This window comes from Mesorhizobium sp. WSM4848 (genome assembly GCF_055811375.1).
Map to the genome: position 1 here is coordinate 38,592 of NZ_JBVVPX010000039.1, position 16,810 is coordinate 55,401.

General features: G+C 63.2%; 17 protein-coding genes. 4 read left to right on the forward strand and 13 right to left on the reverse strand.

The features are described from left to right. Positions 1 to 2 precede the first annotated feature (2 nt). The gene (locus tag AC0L16_RS27875) at positions 3 to 1,172 is read right to left on the reverse strand and encodes a mandelate racemase/muconate lactonizing enzyme family protein (protein WP_473624538.1); all 1,170 of its coding nucleotides are present in this window, start codon (positions 1,170 to 1,172) and stop codon (positions 3 to 5) included. A 66-nt stretch (positions 1,173 to 1,238) separates the two neighbouring features. Beyond that, complete coding sequence (locus tag AC0L16_RS27880; protein ID WP_473624540.1) at positions 1,239 to 2,126, reverse strand: sugar phosphate isomerase/epimerase family protein; 888 nt, start codon at positions 2,124 to 2,126, stop codon at positions 1,239 to 1,241. Positions 2,127 to 2,509: 383 nt separating this feature from the next. On the opposite strand from AC0L16_RS27880, the gene AC0L16_RS27885 reads away from it, so the two are divergent. The 3 genes from AC0L16_RS27885 to AC0L16_RS27895 all read left to right on the forward strand — a co-directional run bounded on the left by AC0L16_RS27885 (position 2,510) and on the right by AC0L16_RS27895 (position 5,967). After that, a complete protein-coding gene (locus AC0L16_RS27885; RefSeq protein WP_077380678.1) occupies positions 2,510 to 3,565 on the forward strand; it encodes a sugar phosphate isomerase/epimerase family protein in 1,056 nt (351 codons plus the stop codon). A 157-nt stretch (positions 3,566 to 3,722) separates the two neighbouring features. Beyond that, a complete protein-coding gene (locus tag AC0L16_RS27890) occupies positions 3,723 to 4,910 on the forward strand; it encodes a Gfo/Idh/MocA family protein (protein ID WP_473624542.1) in 1,188 nt (395 codons plus the stop codon). Between the two features lie 202 nt (positions 4,911 to 5,112). Continuing rightward, entirely contained in the window at positions 5,113 to 5,967 is an 855-nt protein-coding gene (locus AC0L16_RS27895) for a sugar phosphate isomerase/epimerase family protein (RefSeq protein WP_473624544.1), read from the forward strand. 19 nt (positions 5,968 to 5,986) lie between these two features. Here the strand turns inward: AC0L16_RS27895 and phnE (AC0L16_RS27900) are convergent, their stop codons facing one another. The 11 genes from phnE (AC0L16_RS27900) to phnG form a co-directional block, all read right to left on the reverse strand. Further along, a complete protein-coding gene (phnE, locus tag AC0L16_RS27900) occupies positions 5,987 to 7,531 on the reverse strand; it encodes a phosphonate ABC transporter, permease protein PhnE (RefSeq protein WP_473624545.1) in 1,545 nt (514 codons plus the stop codon). Between the two features lie 4 nt (positions 7,532 to 7,535). Further along, positions 7,536 to 8,510: a phosphonate ABC transporter, permease protein PhnE gene (gene phnE / locus AC0L16_RS27905; protein ID WP_473624547.1), complete on the reverse strand. Its 975-nt coding sequence runs from the start codon at positions 8,508 to 8,510 to the stop codon at positions 7,536 to 7,538. Between the two features lie 74 nt (positions 8,511 to 8,584). Continuing rightward, positions 8,585 to 9,493 (reverse strand): phosphonate ABC transporter substrate-binding protein, encoded by a 909-nt coding sequence (phnD, locus tag AC0L16_RS27910; protein WP_473624548.1) that lies wholly within the window; start codon positions 9,491 to 9,493, stop codon positions 8,585 to 8,587. 140 nt (positions 9,494 to 9,633) lie between these two features. Continuing rightward, a complete protein-coding gene (gene phnC / locus AC0L16_RS27915; protein WP_473624549.1) occupies positions 9,634 to 10,491 on the reverse strand; it encodes a phosphonate ABC transporter ATP-binding protein in 858 nt (285 codons plus the stop codon). A gap of 266 nt (positions 10,492 to 10,757) precedes the next feature. Further along, complete coding sequence (locus AC0L16_RS27920; RefSeq protein WP_473624550.1) at positions 10,758 to 11,375, reverse strand: DapH/DapD/GlmU-related protein; 618 nt, start codon at positions 11,373 to 11,375, stop codon at positions 10,758 to 10,760. Next, positions 11,372 to 12,079 carry a phosphonate C-P lyase system protein PhnL gene (gene phnL, locus AC0L16_RS27925; protein WP_473624552.1) on the reverse strand — a complete coding sequence of 236 codons (708 nt, stop codon included), beginning with the start codon at positions 12,077 to 12,079 and terminating at the stop codon, positions 11,372 to 11,374. Before phnL ends, AC0L16_RS27920 begins: the two co-directional genes overlap by 4 nt. A 2-nt stretch (positions 12,080 to 12,081) precedes the next feature. Next, positions 12,082 to 12,858: a phosphonate C-P lyase system protein PhnK gene (gene phnK, locus AC0L16_RS27930; protein WP_473624553.1), complete on the reverse strand. Its 777-nt coding sequence runs from the start codon at positions 12,856 to 12,858 to the stop codon at positions 12,082 to 12,084. Further along, a complete protein-coding gene (locus tag AC0L16_RS27935) occupies positions 12,855 to 13,748 on the reverse strand; it encodes an alpha-D-ribose 1-methylphosphonate 5-phosphate C-P-lyase PhnJ (protein ID WP_473624554.1) in 894 nt (297 codons plus the stop codon). The genes phnK and AC0L16_RS27935 overlap by 4 nt, the downstream gene beginning before the upstream one ends. Then, positions 13,745 to 14,857, reverse strand: a complete 1,113-nt coding sequence (locus AC0L16_RS27940; RefSeq protein WP_473624556.1) for a carbon-phosphorus lyase complex subunit — start codon at positions 14,855 to 14,857, stop codon at positions 13,745 to 13,747. Before AC0L16_RS27940 ends, AC0L16_RS27935 begins: the two co-directional genes overlap by 4 nt. Position 14,858: 1 nt before the next feature. After that, complete coding sequence (gene phnH / locus AC0L16_RS27945) at positions 14,859 to 15,470, reverse strand: phosphonate C-P lyase system protein PhnH (protein ID WP_473624557.1); 612 nt, start codon at positions 15,468 to 15,470, stop codon at positions 14,859 to 14,861. Next, positions 15,470 to 15,931 carry a phosphonate C-P lyase system protein PhnG gene (gene phnG / locus AC0L16_RS27950; protein WP_473624559.1) on the reverse strand — a complete coding sequence of 154 codons (462 nt, stop codon included), beginning with the start codon at positions 15,929 to 15,931 and terminating at the stop codon, positions 15,470 to 15,472. The genes phnH and phnG overlap by 1 nt, the downstream gene beginning before the upstream one ends. 122 nt (positions 15,932 to 16,053) lie before the next feature. Here phnG and phnF point away from each other — a divergent pair, with 122 nt between their 5' ends. After that, entirely contained in the window at positions 16,054 to 16,803 is a 750-nt protein-coding gene (phnF, locus tag AC0L16_RS27955; protein ID WP_473624560.1) for a phosphonate metabolism transcriptional regulator PhnF, read from the forward strand. The last annotated feature ends 7 nt before the right edge of the window (positions 16,804 to 16,810 follow it).

Sequence of the window (16,810 nt, forward strand, 5' to 3'; positions counted from 1 at the left end):
GATCAGCCGCGTAGCGCGTGCGCCTCCAGGAACCGTTCCGAAAGGGTGAATCCCAGTCCAGGCTTCTCGGGGATCGCTATCATACCGTCCTTTGCTTCGACAGTCTCCTCGATCAGATCGTGGATCATCGGATTGGCGCCGAGCGAATATTCGACGGTGAAGCTAGCCGGCGAAGCAGCGCAGACATGCAGCCCGGCAAAGAAGCAAGGCGCGCCGGCCCACAGATGCGGCGCGAAGCGCAGATTGAAGGCGCTGGCGATGGTGCCGATCTTCATCGCCTCGCTGATGCCGCCGCAGAAGGCCGGGTCAGGCTGGAAGATGTCGGCAGCCTTGAGCGTGGCGAGGTCGCGGAAGGCGTAGCGCGTCGCTTCGCTTTCGCCGGTGGCGATCGGGATGGAGCCGGACGCCCGCACTTCGGCCATGCCGGATTTGTCGTCGGCGATGACCGGCTCCTCGAACCAGGCCAGATCGAGATCGCCGGCGAGATGGATGAAGCGTTTGGCTTCCGCCACCGTATAGGTGCCGTGCGCATCGACCATCAGGTCGACTTCGGGGCCGAGCGCCTGTCTTGCGGCGCGGACGCGGGCGGCGGAATTGTGCGGAGCGCCGTCCATCGCGCCGATCCGCATCTTCAGTGCCTTGAAGCCGCCCTTGGCGATATAGGATTTCAACTGCTCGCCGATTGCCTCGGTGGAGGCCCAGCCGCCGGAAGCATAGGCCGGCATGCGGTCAAGCTTGCGGCCGCCGAGCAGCCGCCAGACCGGAACCCCCAACGACTTGCCCAGAATATCCCACAACGCGATGTCGACGGCACTGATTGCGGCGACGCTGATGCCGCGCCGAGCCAATTGCGGCATGGCGTGGCCGTTTTGCGCGGCGCTGTCGTGGCGCACGCCATTGTAGAGCATCTCCCAGATCACCCCGATGTCGGCCGGATCGCAGCCGATCAGCTGCGGGCCGACCTCGTGGTTCAGCATGTGGACGAGGGCACCATAGCTGCCGGTGCTGCCGGCGGCATTCTTGCCTTCGCCCCAGCCGACCAGCCCATCGGCGGTCTCGATACGCAGGATTGCGGCGTCGAACGTCGTCACCTGACCGAAGTCGCTGCGGTGCTGCCGCGCGGCTTCGATCGGTATGCGGACCCACCAGGCTTGGACCGTCTTGATGCGCATGTTCATCCTCTGCCTTGCCGCCGTTAGGGGCCGCCAGCGGGCGGAAGGCTCGTTTCCAGAGATCGATTACTTGATCAGCGGCAGCAGCGTTTCGGCGGTGATGCGCATCTGGTCGGTATAGAATTTTTCCGTGAGCACGCTGGAACCGTGGTCCTGGATGAATTTGAGCTGCTCCGGCGAGATGTCGACCGGGTTGCGTTCGACCATGTCGGGATAGGGAGCAGCCGGCGTGCGGTCGACAGGGGCGACGAACTCGTTGGTCAACGCGCCGTCGTAACCGACTTCCTTCAGGGTGCCGACGATCTTCGGCCAGTCGATCTGTCCGAGACCGGCGGCGAAGCGGTTGTTGTCAGCGACGTGGAAATCGAACAGGCGCTTTCCGACCTGCCGGATGGCATCGTAGACGTTGAACTCCTCCATGTGGAGGTGATAGGCGTCAAGGCAGACACCGCATTCGGGGCTGACCGCATCGGCCAGCGCCAGTGCCTGGGCGCCGCGGTTGAACAGATAGGTCTCGAAGCGGTTGAGCGGCTCGACCGCAATCTTGACGCCCACTTTCTTGGCATGGGTAAAGCATTCCCTGGTGGCATCGACCACCCATTTCCATTCTTCTTCCTCGGTGCCGTCCGGCACCACCTTGCCGACGGTGGCGGGAACGAGCGTGATGATCTCGCCGTCGAGTTCGCTGACCATCGTCAGCACGTCCTTGACATACTGCACCGAGCGCTCGCGCTGGCCCTGGTCCCTGGCGGCGAGATTGCGCTCGCCCAGCATCAGCGTCACCGCCCCCCAGCAGCGAATGCCGTGCTCCTTCAGGAGCGCACGTGTATCATTGATCTTGTATTGCGCGGGCTCGCCGGAAATCTCGATCGACTCATAGCCGAATTTCTTGATGCGCTTGAGCGTCGTCTCCAGCGGCTCCGCCCGCATCCAGTTGTGCGTCGAAAGATGCATGGTCTGTCCTTCCCAGAATTCGCCTGTAACAATTCGCCTGCGACGCACCCCAGATTGCGTTGCATGGTCCTCCCCAAGGCGCTCCAGCATTTTTCGTAACTGGTTCGACCAATTGGGCGTGAAAAGAGGTCTACAGCAATTTCCTCTGGACGGCAAGAAATCCTGCAAGGCAGCCCCGGCCTATGATTATTTCTTTGATTAAACTGGCATATTTGCTCGCTGCCCGGTCATTTGCGCAGCGCTGGTTGCGCGCGACGGCGCTTGACCAAACGAGCATATTTGGTAATACCAGAGCACTAGCGCCTGTCGAGAAAAGACCAAACAGGCTGGCCCTGCTTTCAATCGGCGCTATGCTTGGTCGTGGATAATTAGGGAGGATGCCGATGCCGTCGACGATGAAAGGTCCTGGGCTGTTTCTGGCGCAGTTCGCGGGCGATGCCGCACCGTTCAATTCGCTGCCGTCGATTACCAGATGGGCGGCCGGGCTGGGCTACAAGGGCGTGCAGATCCCGACCTGGGACAGCCGGCTGTTCGACCTGGAGAAAGCGGCGTCTTCCCAGGCCTATTGCGACGAGGTGAAGGGCATCTGCAGCGATGCCGGCGTCGAGATCACCGAGTTGTCGACGCACCTGCAGGGGCAGTTGGTGGCGGTGCATCCGGCCTATGACGCGCAGTTCGACGGCTTCGCACCGCCTGCGGTACACAACAATCCGAAGGCCAGGCAGCAATGGGCGGTCGAACAGATGAAGTTCGGCGCCAAGGCTTCGAAGAATCTCGGGCTCAAGGCGTCAGTGTCGTTTTGTGGAGCGTTGGCTTTTCCCTACCTTTATCCGTGGCCGCAACGGCCGGCGGGATTGATCGAGGAAGCGTTTTCCGAACTGGGAAAGCGCTGGAAACCGATCCTCGACGTCTATGAGGACAATGGCGTCGATCTTGGCTACGAGATCCATCCGGGCGAGGACGTCTTCGACGGTGCGACATTCGAGATGTTCCTCGACGCGGTCGGCGGCCACAAGCGCTGCAACATCAATTACGACCCGTCGCATTTCCTGCTGCAGCAGCTCGACTATCTCGAATTCATCGACATCTATCACGAGCGGATCAAGGCCTTCCACGCCAAGGATGCCGAGTTCAATCCGACCGGCCGGCAAGGCGTCTATTCCGGTTATCAGAGCTGGACGAACCGGGCAGGGCGTTTCCGCTCGCTCGGCGATGGCCAGGTGGATTTCGGCGGCATCTTCTCCAAGCTGGCCCAGTATGACTACGATTCGTGGGCGGTTCTGGAATGGGAGTGCTGCCTGAAGCACCCCGAGGATGGCGCGGCCGAAGGCGCGCCCTTCATCCAGCATCACATCATCAGGGTGACGGAAAAGGCATTCGACGATTTCGCCGGCGGCGCCACCGATAAAAAGGTGCTGCGCGCCATGATGGGAATCTAGCACTCTTTTTTCCCTCCCCCTCGAGGGGAGGGTCGATCCGCGCAGCGGATCGGGGTGGGGTCGCTGGGCGTAGAGCTCGGCATGGACCGACCCTCCCGGCCCTTCGGGCCACCCTCCCCTCAAGGGGGAGGGGTATTTCAGATGAGGGAGAAAAATCATGGTCGGCGCATCGAAGTCGGAAACGGGAGGCGGCCCGATCCGCTACGGCATGGTCGGCGGCGGGCAAGGCGCCTTCATCGGTGCCGTGCACCGGATTGCGGCGCGCATGGACCATGAGTTCGTGCTGGTCGCCGGTGCCCTGTCATCCGACCCGGCGCGTGCCAAGGCTTCGGCCGAGGAGCTTGGGCTCGATCCGGCGCGCAGTTACGGCTCGTTCGCCGAGATGGCCAAGGCCGAGGCCAAGCGGCCGGACGGCATCGAGGCGGTGGCCATCGTCACGCCCAACAATGTGCATGTGCCGGCGGCCAAGGCGTTTCTCGAAGCCGGCATCCACGTCATTTGCGACAAGCCGCTGGCGACGACGTTGGCGGAAGCGAAGAAGCTGGCGGCACTGGTCGAAAAGACCGGCAAGGTCTTCGTCCTCACCCACAACTACACCGCCTATCCGATGGTGCGGCAGGCGCGCGAGATGGTGGCCAAGGGGCAGCTCGGCAACATCCGCATCGTCCAGTCGGAATATCCGCAGGACTGGTTGACCGAGGACCTTGCCGCCACCGGCCAGAAGCAGGCAGCGTGGCGCTCGGATCCCAAACAGGCCGGCGCCGGCGGGGCGCTGGGCGACATCGGCACGCATGCCTACAATCTCGCGCGCTTCGTCTGCGGGCTTGAGCTCGATGCGCTTTCCGCCGATCTCGACGCCTTCGTGCCGGGGCGGCTGCTCGACGACAATGTCAACGTCATGCTGCGCTTCAAGCCGGTCGGCAAGTCGCACCCTGCCAAGGGCATGTTGTGGGCGAGCCAGGTGGCGCCCGGCCACGAGAACGGGCTGAAGCTGCGCATCTACGGCTCGAAGGGCGGGATTGAATGGGTGCAGGCCGACCCGAACTACCTCTGGTACACGCCGTTCGGCCAGCCGAAGCAGTTGATCACCCGAAATGGCGCCGGCGCGCTGCCCGTCGCCGGGCGCGTCAGCCGCGTTCCGTCAGGCCATCCGGAAGGCTATCTCGAAGGCTTCGCCAACATCTACCAGGAGGCGGCCCGCGCCATCCGCGCTGCGCGCCGCAAAGGCGGCAAGCCGGCTAAGGATGTCATCTTCCCGACCATCCAGGACGGTGTCGAAGGCATGGCCTTCATCGAAGCCTGCGTGAAGTCGTCGAGGAAGAACGGGGCCTGGACGAAGCTCTGATCGGGGTGCTGATCTTCAGGTGATGCCGGCCTACAACGGCAGTTTCCTGCGCTTCCGGTGCTCACGTACCAAAAGTACGCTCCGCTCCGGTTCTCGGAAACTACCTAGTTTGGTCGCTTCGCGCCCGTCTTCGACTCCGGCTCGGCGTGACCTGAATCTCAACACCCCTTGTGCGATTGGCAATGATAGGAAGGGGACGTCGATGAAAATCGGCATGTGCATGTTTTTGTGGACGACGGCCGTGTCGAAGAAACACGAGCCGCTGCTCAGGGACATCAAGGCGACCGGCTTCGACGGCGTCGAGATACCGATCTTTGCCGGCACGTCGGACGATTACAAAAAGCTCGGCGCGCTGCTCGACCGCATCGGGCTGGAACGCACCGCCGTTTCGGCGATGGGCGATCCGGCGATGAATTTGATCGCGGCCGATGCCTCAACGCGCAAGGCCGGCATCGACTATATGAAATGGGCGATCGACTGCACACAAGCGCTTGGCGCCAGAACGCTGAGCGGCCCGCTGCATTCGACGCTCGGCGCCTTCTCCGGCAGCGGGCCGACGGCGGCGGAGAAAAAACGCTCCGTCGCCTCGCAACGCGCCATCGGCGATCATGCCGGCAACAAAAACGTCACCATCGGGCTGGAGGCGCTCAACCGCTTCGAATGCTATCTGCTCAACACGATGGACGATCTGTCGGAGCATGTCGATGCAATCGACCGGCCGCACATCAAGGCGATGTACGACACTTTCCACGCCAATATCGAAGAGACCGACGCGATCGCCGCCTATACGCGCAACCGCAAAAATGTCGTCCATATCCATATTTCGGAGAATGATCGCGGCGTGCCGGGGCGCGGCCACATTCCGTGGCAAGAGACGTTTTCAGCCATCCGCAAGAGCGGCTATGACGACTGGCTGACGATCGAGGCCTTCGGCCGCTCGCTGAAAGATTTGGCGGCGGCCACCAAGGTCTGGCGCGATTTTTCGGAAAGCCCTGAAGCCGTCTACCGCGACGGCTACAAGCACATCAGGAGCGGCTGGAAAAAGGTAGGTGCCTAGCTGCAGCCAAGCCTTTCCCTCAGGCGATCTGAGTGGCCGGCGGCCGGGCGGAAACGCGCCGCTCGTTGTTGCCGACACCCCCCATCAGTTTGCGTCGGAGATAGCTGGAGATGTTGTCGAAGATAAAAACGACAAGCAGAATAAGCAGAACCATGTAGAAAACATTGGCCCAGTTGGTGTTGGTGCGCATGGCCTCCCACAATTTCAGGCCGATGCCGCCGGCGCCGACAGCGCCTATGATCGTCGCTGACCGGGTGTTCGATTCCCAGAAATAGAGGGACTGGCTGAGGAATACCGGCAGAACCTGGGGCAGCACGCCGTAGCGCTGCACCATTGCCGGCGTGGCGCCGACCGAGCGGATGCCCTCGCGCTGCTTGTCGTCGATGTTCTCCAGCGCCTCGGAATAAAGTTTGCCGAGGGTTCCGGTGTCGGTGAAGAAGATAGCCGACATGCCGGCCAGCGGTCCAGGACCAAAGCCGCGCGTAAAAAACAGCGCCCAGATCAGCATGTCGACCGAGCGCAGGAAATCGAAGAAGCGCTTTGTCACCTGGTTGGCTATGCGGCTCGGCGTGACGTTGCGCGCAGCCAGGAAGGCGAGCGGAAAGGCGACGATCGAGGCCAGCACGGTGCCGACAAAAGCCATGACGATGGTCTGTAAGAGTTTCAGCCAAACGTCGCCGTGCTGCCACTCGGCGTTGTTCAAAATGTTGTCCCAGGCGAGCGCCGCGTTTGACCGTGACGGTTCGATGCGAACCCCGGAGACGATCAGTGAAGCGACCTCGCTGAACGGCTTTCCCCAGAATGGCGAGTTGGTGTCGAACACGAAATTGGCCCAGCCGAAGAAACGTCGCCAGGCGACCACCTCGTCGTTCTGCACCTCAGCGCGGCCGAGAAATCCGAACGAGACATAGGCTGTCGAGCCTGGCCTGCGTTGCTCGATCCAGTCAGGCAGCGGTGTGCGCGGCGTGACAGAACTGCCCTTGGCGATGTCAAAGACGACGCTTTCGGCGCCGCGCGTCACGGTGACGAGGTTTGGCGTGACGGCGATCTGGCCATTGCCAAGGGTGACGGTCGCCGCCACGACGGCGTTTTCGCGCACCGTTTCAGGCACCGCAGAGCGGATTGGCCCGACGCGGCGGCTGGGTTCTCGGCAGTTGGCGCACCAGGCGCCATGAACGAATCCTGCGACGACTTGTTGGTTGCGATCGCCGGCGCCGGCGCTGCCTCGACCTGGCCGCTCGATGACGGCCATCTGCTTGGCCACCCAGTCGGGATCTGGATTGGATCCCAGCTTGGAGAAGCGGGAGTAGTCGATTGTCAGATGATTGTCCTTGAATTCGATGTCGGGCCGGATTTCGTAAGACACCCAGTCGGCGAGATACGCGCCGGCAAGGTTCCAGTTCGCCTTTTCGAGAACGCTGGTGACGGAGAAGAACCACGAACAATAGAAGGTGTAGAGAATGCAAAGAAGGATGCCGATCGGAGTGGCGTAGCGTTTCCACAGCGAGCGCCGGAACGCGTCCGGATGGCGAGCGGCGATGTCGTTGATGGCCTCAGCATTCATTGCACTACTCTCCGCGCCCGTATGCGAACGCCTGCCGGCCGACAAGACGGTGTCTCAGCCATGCTGAAAACTGGTCGACGGCGACAATCGTGCAGAACAGCAGAAAGACGATGGCGATGGTCTTGGCCTCATGGCCTCGGCCGATCGAAAGACGCAGGGATTCGCCGATGCCGCCGGCGCCGACGGCGCCAAGTATGGTCGAAGCGCGCACATTGATCTCGAAGCGGAGCAGGAAATAGCTGATGAAGTTGGGCAGGACCTGAGGCACGATGCCGAACCACACCCGTTCGACCCAATTGGCGCCTACGGCCCGCAAGCCTTCTTCAGGCTTCATGTCGGCATTTTCGACGACTTCGAAGAACATTTTTCCGAGCGCGCCGACGGTATGGATGCTGACCGCAATGATCGCAGGAATTGGTCCTAATGAGAAAATCGCCAGAAAAAAGCCCGCAATGACAATTTCCGGAAAGGCGCGGACAATTTCAAGGAAGCGGCGCGTGAAGAAACGGAGCCAGCGGCTGGCCGTGATATTGCCTGCAGCGAAGAAGCAGAGCAGGAAACCGAACGTGGCGCCCACCAGCGTCGAAAACAGGGCGATGTTCAGCGTCTCGACCATCCGGTGGAAATACTCCGGAATGTAGATGCTCTGGGTCAGGTAGACCCGGCCCTCCGGGTAGTCGAACTTGAGGCTGCCGTCGTCATAGGGGGACGGTAGGTCGAACAGCGCGCGCGCCGGGTCGAACCAGTCGCGTGGCTTCAACTCGGCGAAAAAGTCGGCGACATAGGGAAGGCGATCGAAGAACTTTCCGGCGTTGGTTTCGTTGGCGAACCAGAGCGAGCCAGAGAGTGCAAGAAACAGGAAAACCAGGCCGCCGATCGTGTAAAGGCGCCGGCGGGCGGCGAGGTCGCGCCAGTGCCGCTCGACGGTGGCTGCCTCGGGTGAAAGCGCGGGCGCGCGGTAAACGTCGGTCGCACTCATCGATAGATCCCCGGCCCCGGATGCGGCAACGCCGCCGGCAGCACATGGCTCCGGCGGCGTTTTGGCAGTTTGCTTTACGAGCCGATCTTCGCCTTACGGGCGTCGATGATCGGCTGGTAGAATTCCGGGGTAACCGGCGAATAGCCCTTGTAATCGCCGCCTTGAATCGCCGAGAAACAGGCCGGATCGGTTTCCGGAAGCTTGGTCAGGAAATCGGTGATCTTCTGCTTGGCGCCGGCGTCGATCGACGTACGCAAGACCAGCGGGCCGTTCGGGATCAGCGGCGACTGCCACAGTTCGACAAGGTCATCCATCTTGAGGACGCCCTTGTCGACCATCTTGCGCAGATTGCCCGAGCTGTAGCCGTCGTTGAAGTCGCCGACGCCGGAAGCCCAGGTGGTGCCGGCATCGAACGTGCCCTTGAGGACTTCAAGGACAAGCTGTTCATGGCCGCCGCCGAAACCGGTCGACGCGAAGTAGCTCTTCACATCCATGCCGATGTCCTTGGGCAGTGACGTGACCGGGATCAGGTAACCAGAAGTCGAATCGGGATCGGCGAAACCGAGTTTCTTGCCCTTCATGTCGGCGAGCGTCTTGATGCCGGAATCAGCACGCGCGACCATGACCGCACGGTAGCCGGTCGAGCCGTCGGTCTGGATCGTCGTCAGGATCGGTTGAACCGCGTCCTTGTTTTCGAGATAGACCTTGGCGTAGGCGGAAGCGCCGAGCTCGGCAAAGTCGAGCGTGCCGCCGAGCAGGCCCTGGATGACGCCGTCGTAGTCAGCGGCCGGGAACAGCGAAACTTTTTCGACGCCGAGGACTTGCTTGATGTGGTCGGCGAAGCACTGGTAGTTGCGCAGGCGGTCGGCTTCGTTCTCGCCGCCCAGAATGCCGACGCGGAATTCCTTCAGGTCCTGTGCCTGAACCGCGCCCACCGCCATGGCGAAGATGGAAACGGCACCGAAAAGTATTTTTCTAAACATTTCGCGTCTCTCCTGTTGGTTCCGGCGTCGCGCCGGAAGCGTTTTACGCCGGCCTTGATGCGGACTGGCGGTCCGGGCGCTCTGTCGTCGTCTGCTTTCGTATACTCGTATACCGGTATCCACTGGCCGGGATCTTGGAGCTAATAGCCGGGAAATGCCGGCTCGAGCGGTCCGGCGGATGCGGCGATCTTTTGCTTGATGGCAACGCTGGTCGAGGTGATCGCCTCGGAGATTTCACCGCCATTGCTGTTGGCGCCATAGACCATGCGCACGGCCTCCCGATTGAGGTCTTCGGGCGGGCCGTCGAACACCACCTTGCCGGCGGCCATGCCGATGATGCGGTTGCAATAGGTGCGCGCGGTATCCAGCGTGTGCAGATTGGTGACGACGGTGAGGCCCTCGCGCAGATTGATGTCCTGCAGCGAATCCATCACCACCTTGGCGTTGAGCGGGTCGAGCGAGGCGATCGGCTCGTCGGCGAGGATGACTTTCGGCTGCTGCATCATGGCGCGGGCAATCGCAACGCGCTGCTGCTGGCCACCGGACAAGGTGCCGGCTGGCTGCAGAGCCGTGCGGGCGATGTCGAGACGTTCGAGCGCGGCGATTGCCTCGGCCCGTTCCTCGCGGGAGAAGACACCGAGCAGATTGACAAGGGTCGAGCGGTGATTGAGCCGCCCGAGCAGCACATTGGTCAAAACGTCAAGGCGCGGCACCAGGTTGAATTGCTGAAAGATCATGGCGCAATCGCGCTGCCAGCGCCTGAGCAGCGAGCCGCGCAGGCTGGAGACTTCGGCGCCGTCAAAGAAGATCGAGCCCTGGCTGGGATCGATGAGGCGGTTGATCATCCGCAAAAGCGTCGACTTTCCGGCCCCGGAGCGGCCGATGATGCCGACCATCTGGCCGTGCGGGATCGAGATCTCGACATTGCTGACGGCGGTGTTCCTGCCAAACCGACGGGTGACGCCGCGGATTTCGAGCGTGGCTGCGGTTGCTGACATAGGCAAGTTCCAGTCCAGTCGCGTTTCGAAGGTCTGTTAACCTTGGCTAGCGCAGCCGCGTGAAGCCGCGGTGTCGGATTGATGTCAGATTTGTTACTGTCCACAGCCTGGAAGGGGGCGAGCCGGCGGCCGCAGTTCGATCAAGTGAATGGTGAATGGTGAATGGTGAATGGTGAATGGTGAATGGTGAATGGTGAATGGTGAATGGTGAATGGTGAATGGTGATAAGAACGGCTTCCCTGCCGCCATTCACTATTGACCATTCACTAACCGCCGTATTTTTCCAGAAATGCTTCCGCCGAAAGCGCGCGAAAATCGTCGAGCGCGGCGCGCAGGCGGGCATGGTCCCAATCCCACCAGGCGAGTGCCTGAAAGCGTTCCGCCGTACGGCGGTCGAAGCGTTCGCGGATCGGTTTGGCCGGCACGCCGCCGACAATGGTGTAGGGCGCGACGTCCTTCGACACCACGGCGCCGGCGCCGACCGCTGCGCCATCGCCGACGCTGACGCCGGGCAGGATGGTCGAGCCGTGGCCAAGCCAGGTGTCGTGGCCGATGGTGACCCGTTTGGCGCGGCGCTGCGCGAAAAATTCGCTCTCGTGCTCGGCGTCGTCCCAATAGTCCGAGGCGCGATAGGTGAAATGGTGCAGCGTCGGCCGCCAGGTCGGATGGTTGGTGGCGTTGATGCGCACGCTGGCGGCGATGTTGGCGAATTTGCCGATCGTCGCGCACCAGGCACTGCAGTCCTGCATCATGTAGGAATAGTCGCCGACCGTACTTTCCGAAAGCCGGCAGCCTTCGGCGATCTCGGTCCAGCGGCCGAGCGTCGAGTTGTCGACTTCCGCTGTCTCGTGGACAAGCGGCGTTTCCGACAGTTTTCGGGTCACGCGGCGATTTTCCCGGCGGCAAAAGCGGTCACGTCGATGACGCGGTCGGCCACTGCCTCGCGCACGTCGTGGTCGTGGAAGATGCCAAGCAGGGCGACGCTGGCCGCCTTCTTGGCCGCGATCAGCGCAATCACCACGTCGCGGTTGCTGGCGTCGAGCGAAGCGGTCGGTTCGTCGAGCAGCAGGATCGGGTGCTCGGTTATGAAGCCGCGCGCGATGTTGACGCGCTGCTGCTCGCCGCCGGAAAAGGTCGCCGGCGGCAGCATCCAGAGCTTTTCCGGCAGGTTGAGTTGCGCCAGCAAGGCGCGTGCCTTGTTGCGCGCGACCTCACGGTCCTCGCCGCGCTCGACCAGCGGTTCGGCGACGACATCCAGCGCCGAGACGCGCGGCACGGTGCGCAGGAACTGGCTGACATAGCCGATCGTGAGGCGGCGCACGGCAAGCACGGTGCGTGGGCTGGCCGTCGCCAGATCGATGAGCCCGTCCTCGTGCTGGACGATGATCTGGCCTGCGTCGACGGCATAATTGCCGTAGAGCATCTTCAGGATCGAGCTCTTGCCGGCGCCGGAGGGGCCGCCGAGCACGGCACATTCGCCGCTCCTGATCGAGAACGACACGCCGGCGACGACAGGCAGTTTGATGCCGTCACGCAGATGCATGGTGAAGCTCTTGGCGACATCGGCGACGACGAGCGGGGTTGCCATGGTTACACCTGCAGGATCGAAGAAACGAGTAGCTGGGTGTAGGGCGCGCGCGGATCATCGAGCACGCGGTCGGTGAGGCCGCTTTCGACGACGCGGCCGTCCTTCATCACCATCATGCGTTGCGACAGCAGACGCGCCACCGCAAGGTCGTGGGTGACGACGATGGCCGCCAGGCCGAGATCGGTGACCAGGCCGCGCAACAGGTCGAGCAGGCGCGCCTGCACCGAAACGTCGAGGCCGCCGGTCGGCTCGTCCATGAACACCAGCCGCGGCCCGGTGACGAGGTTGCGGGCGATCTGCAGGCGCTGGCGCATGCCGCCGGAAAAGGCGCGTGGTTCGTCGTCGATACGGTCCTCGTCGATCTCGACGCGCGACAGCCAGTCGACGGCGGTGGCGCGGATATTGCCATAGTGGCGGTCGCCGACCGCCATCAGCCGCTCGCCGACATTGGCGCCGGCCGACACCGTCATGCGCAGCCCGTCGGTGGGATTCTGGTGGACAAAACCCCAGTCGGTGCGCATCAGGAAGCGGCGCTCGGCCTCGCTCATGCGGTAAAGCTCGCGGAACTGGCCGTCGCGCATGCGGTAACTGGCGGTGCCGGAGCTCGGCAGCAATCTGGTCGACAGGCAGTTGAGCAGCGTCGTCTTGCCGGATCCGGATTCGCCGACCACAGCCAGCACCTCGCCCGGCCAAAGGTCGAAGCTGACGTTTTCGCAACCAATGCGCGAGCCGTAGAATTTTGACAGCGCTGAAACGCGCAGCAGCGGCTCGTCGCTCATTGCGCTGGCTCCATCGTCTCGGGCGCAAGGTGGCCGCGATGGCCTCGCTCGCGCCGTTTCTCGCAATGGTCGGTATCGGAGCAGACGAACATGTGGCCACCATGGTCGTCGAGGATGACCTCGTCGAGATAGACGTTCTCGGCTGCGCACAGTGCGCAGGGCTGGTCGAAGGTCTGCACCTCGAACGGATGGTCCTCGAAGTCGAGGCTGATCACGTCGGTGAAAGGCGGCAGCGCATAGATGCGCTTTTCGCGGCCGGCGCCAAACAGCTGCAGAGCCGGTGAACGGTGCATTTTCGGGTTATCGAACTTCGGCGTCGGCGACGGGTCCATCACATAGCGACCCTCGACCTTGACCGGGTAGGCGTAGGTGGTGGCGATGCGGCCGTGCCTGGCGATGTCTTCGTAGAGTTTTACATGCATGAGGCCGTATTCCTCCAGCGCATGCATTTTCCGCGTTTCCGTCTCGCGCGGTTCGAGGAAGCGCAGCGGCTCGGGGATCGGCACCTGATAGACCAGCACCTGGCCCGATGTCAGCGGATGTTCGGGAATGCGGTGACGGGTCTGGATGATGGTCGCCTTGGCCGTCTCGGTGGTGACGGCGACATTGGCGACCTTCCTGAAGAAGGCGCGGATCGAGACGGCATTGGTGGTGTCGTCGGCGCCCTGGTCGATGACCTTCAGCACATCGTCGGGGCCGATGATCGAGGCGGTGACCTGGACGCCGCCGGTGCCCCAGCCATAGGGCATCGGCATTTCGCGCGAGGCGAACGGCACCTGATAACCGGGAATGGCGATGCCCTTGAGGATCGCGCGGCGGATCATCCGCTTGGTCTGCTCGTCGAGATAGGCGAAGTTGTAGGTGGCGATATCGGTCGGTTGTGCGGTCATTCCGCGGCCTCCCTTTTTTCTTCCATCTTGCCGCCGTTCTCGCGGGCGTCATGCTCGGCGCGCATGCGGCGCACCAGATCGAGCTCGGCCTGGAAGTCGACATAGTGCGGCAGCTTGAGGTGCTCGACGAAGCCGGTCGCCTGGACATTGTCGGAGTGCGAGATGACGAACTCCTCGTCCTGGGCCGCGGCGACGACGTCTTCGCCGAATTCGGTTGCACGAAGCGCGCGGTCGCATAGCGCCATGGCCATCGCCTTGCGCTCGCTCTGGCCGAAGACGAGGCCGTAGCCGCGGGTGAATTGCGGCGGCGCCTTGGCCGAGCCCTTGAACTGGTTGACCATCTGGCACTCGGTGACACGCGCAGAACCGAGCGGTACGGCGAATGGCAGCTCCGGCACGTCGAGTTCCAGCTCGACCTCGCCGATGCGAACCTCGCCGACGAACGGATGGTTGCGGGCATAGCCGCGCTGGGTGGAATAGCCGAGCGCCAGCAAAAAACCCTCGTCGCCGCGTGACAGCGCCTGCAGGCGGATGTCGCGCGCCATCGGAAATTCCAGCGGCTCGCGGGTGATGTCGCCGGGGATATGGTCCTGCGGCATGTCGCCGTCGGGTTCGATCAGGCCTTCGCGGGCGAGGATGGCGGAGACACGCGGCATGGCGTCCGCGTCGCTGGCGCGCTGCAGCGGCTCGGCGACATCGCCGCCGGCGGCAAGCTCGGGATCGAGCAACCTGTGCGTGTAGTCGAAGGTCGGGCCGAGCAACTGGCCGCCGGGAAGATCCTTGTAGGTCGCCGATACGCGCCGCTCGACCAGCATCGCGCCGGTGTCGATCGCCCTGGTGTAGCCGAAGCGCGGCAGCGTGGTGCGATAGGCGCGGACCAGGAAGATCGCCTCGATCATGTCGCCGCGCGCCTGAACGATGGCCAGCGCCGCCAATTCACGGTCGTAGAGCGAACCTTCGCTCATCACCCGGTCGACGCCGAGCGCCAGCTGCTCGACGATCTGGTCGAGGCGAAGCGCCGGCACGGAACGGTCGCCGCGGCGGCGGTCGGCGAGCAGGGCGTGGGCGTTGGCAATGGCCGCTTCACCGCCTTTTACCGCGACATACATATCACGCCTCCATCGTCTTGATGCGCGTCGTGCGCGGCAGGCAGGCAACGCCTTCCGGGGTGGCGAGGATAATGTCGACACCACGCGGAAAACGCTGATTGTTCTGCTTCCATTGTTCGACGAAGTGGCGCGGCATCTGCGCCGGCGCGATTGTCACGGTTGTTTCGATGCCAGGACCTTCGAGCAGCAGCGGGGCGCCTGAGACGAGATCGCTCACCTGCAGGATCAGCGTCGTCGAGCGGTCGGGATAGTCCTGTGTGCCTTGTGAGAAGCCGTCGAGCGCCATCATCTCGGCCGGCGTGGCGATCAGCGCGAAATGCGCATCGGCTGGCGTGTGGGCCAGTGCCGCGCCGCTGTGGAAGCCGAGCCAGGATCTCACCGTCGCTGGAGCCTGCAAGGCGGGGTCGAGCCAGAGCAGCGTGTCGTTGTCGCACAGCGCCAGCGCGATGGCGCCTGCAATGGCCGACAGCGGCGCTGGCGGGCGGGCAAAGACCGGCAGGGGCTGCAGGGTGCCCGGCCGCGCCATTGCGTCCATCACGGCGCGGAACACCGTCTGGGCGTCGAACACCGGATCGGCAAAGCCGCCCTCGATCGCTTCCGTTGCGATGCCCATCAGTCTTCTCCGCGTACCATGGTGAAGAAATCGACCTTGGTTGCCGCCGTCTCGGCGCGCCGCCGTTCACGTGCGCTGGCCAGTGCGGCCTGCAGCGGTGCAATGAGTTTGGTCTCGACCTCGCGGCGCATGGCAGGGTCCTGCCAGAGCGCGTCGGCGATAGCCGCCAGTTTTGCTTTCTGCTTGTCACGGCCCAGCGCGTAGCAGTGGCCGACCTGTCCGGAGGCGAGCCGAACGGTGGCGCGGGTGACCGTCGCCTCGCCAACGTTGAACGGCGCGCCGCCGCCGCCGATGCGGCCGCGCACGGTGACCAGGCCGGTCTCGGGGCCGCGCAGGAGTTCCGCCTCAGAAGGCAGGCCGGCTTCGTTCCACAGGCGGACGATATCGTCGCCGGTCGATTGCGCCAGCGTTGCCATGACGGTCTTGCGCTCGGCCTGATCGCGCGCTTCCTGTCCTCGCATGGTTAACATTCCCTTGCATCGAAAATTTGTCGATTGATATAGACAACTATACAAATTATATCTATTTTCTAATGCGTGTCCATGACGTGTGCGTGACATGGGCAAAAAGATTGGGGCAAGAAATGATCGGGCAGCAGATTGCCGGCAGCATAGAGCGGCGCAGCGGCGTCTCGCTGTGGCGGCAGATCGCCGACCAGATCTTGCAGTCGATCGCCGTCGGCGACTTTGCCGAGAATGCTGCGCTGCCACCGGAAGTTGCACTGGCCGAGCGCTATGGCGTCAACCGCCATACGGTGCGCAGCGCCATCGCCGCGCTGGTGCAGGATGGCGTGCTCAGGGCCGAACAGGGGCGCGGCACTTTTGTGCTGTCGCGCAAGCGCCTGTCCTATCCGATCGGAGCGCGCACCCGTTTTTCGGAGGGCCTGCAAGGGCAGGCGTCGGAGCGTCGCAGCGTGCTGCTCGAATCGGCGGTCGAGCCGGCCAGTCGGCGCGTCGCCGAAGGTCTGGGGCTTGCCAGGGGTTCTGTTGTAATACGCCTCGAGACCCGCGGCGAAGCCGATGGGCAACCGGTCTCGCGTGCCACCGGCTGGTTCGACGCGGGACGCTTCGCCGGCATCGATGCCGCCATGGCCGAAACCGGATCGGTGACCGCCTCATTCCAGCGTTTCGGCATCGGTGACTATCTCAGGCAATCGACGGTGTTGTCGGCCCGCCACGCGGACGCCGCAGACCTTGCCGATCTTAATCTGCAGCCCGGCGCCATCGTGCTGGTCACGGTCGCCGTCAACGTCACGCCGGACGGCCAGCCGATCCAGTTCGCCGAAACCCGGTTTCCGGCTGAGCGGGTCGAGCTCAAGATATCGGCGCTTTAAGTCCGGT

What these genes read in the sequence shown, in the direction of transcription:
- AC0L16_RS27885 (WP_077380678.1), top strand. Translation starts at nt 2,510, where the DNA reads ATGCCGTCGACGATGAAAGGTCCTGGGCTGTTTCTGGCGCAGTTCGCG.
- phnH (WP_473624557.1), bottom strand. Translation starts at nt 15,470, where the DNA reads ATGGGCATCGCAACGGAAGCGATCGAGGGCGGCTTTGCCGATCCGGTG.
- AC0L16_RS27940 (WP_473624556.1), bottom strand. Translation starts at nt 14,857, where the DNA reads ATGTATGTCGCGGTAAAAGGCGGTGAAGCGGCCATTGCCAACGCCCAC.
- phnK (WP_473624553.1), bottom strand. Translation starts at nt 12,858, where the DNA reads ATGAGCGACGAGCCGCTGCTGCGCGTTTCAGCGCTGTCAAAATTCTAC.
- AC0L16_RS27890 (WP_473624542.1), top strand. Translation starts at nt 3,723, where the DNA reads ATGGTCGGCGCATCGAAGTCGGAAACGGGAGGCGGCCCGATCCGCTAC.
- phnL (WP_473624552.1), bottom strand. Translation starts at nt 12,079, where the DNA reads ATGGCAACCCCGCTCGTCGTCGCCGATGTCGCCAAGAGCTTCACCATG.
- AC0L16_RS27875 (WP_473624538.1), bottom strand. Translation starts at nt 1,172, where the DNA reads ATGCGCATCAAGACGGTCCAAGCCTGGTGGGTCCGCATACCGATCGAA.
- AC0L16_RS27895 (WP_473624544.1), top strand. Translation starts at nt 5,113, where the DNA reads ATGAAAATCGGCATGTGCATGTTTTTGTGGACGACGGCCGTGTCGAAG.
- phnF (WP_473624560.1), top strand. Translation starts at nt 16,054, where the DNA reads ATGATCGGGCAGCAGATTGCCGGCAGCATAGAGCGGCGCAGCGGCGTC.
- phnC (WP_473624549.1), bottom strand. Translation starts at nt 10,491, where the DNA reads ATGTCAGCAACCGCAGCCACGCTCGAAATCCGCGGCGTCACCCGTCGG.
- phnE (WP_473624547.1), bottom strand. Translation starts at nt 8,510, where the DNA reads ATGAGTGCGACCGACGTTTACCGCGCGCCCGCGCTTTCACCCGAGGCA.
- phnD (WP_473624548.1), bottom strand. Translation starts at nt 9,493, where the DNA reads ATGTTTAGAAAAATACTTTTCGGTGCCGTTTCCATCTTCGCCATGGCG.
- AC0L16_RS27935 (WP_473624554.1), bottom strand. Translation starts at nt 13,748, where the DNA reads ATGACCGCACAACCGACCGATATCGCCACCTACAACTTCGCCTATCTC.
- AC0L16_RS27880 (WP_473624540.1), bottom strand. Translation starts at nt 2,126, where the DNA reads ATGCATCTTTCGACGCACAACTGGATGCGGGCGGAGCCGCTGGAGACG.
- phnE (WP_473624545.1), bottom strand. Translation starts at nt 7,531, where the DNA reads ATGAATGCTGAGGCCATCAACGACATCGCCGCTCGCCATCCGGACGCG.
- phnG (WP_473624559.1), bottom strand. Translation starts at nt 15,931, where the DNA reads ATGCGAGGACAGGAAGCGCGCGATCAGGCCGAGCGCAAGACCGTCATG.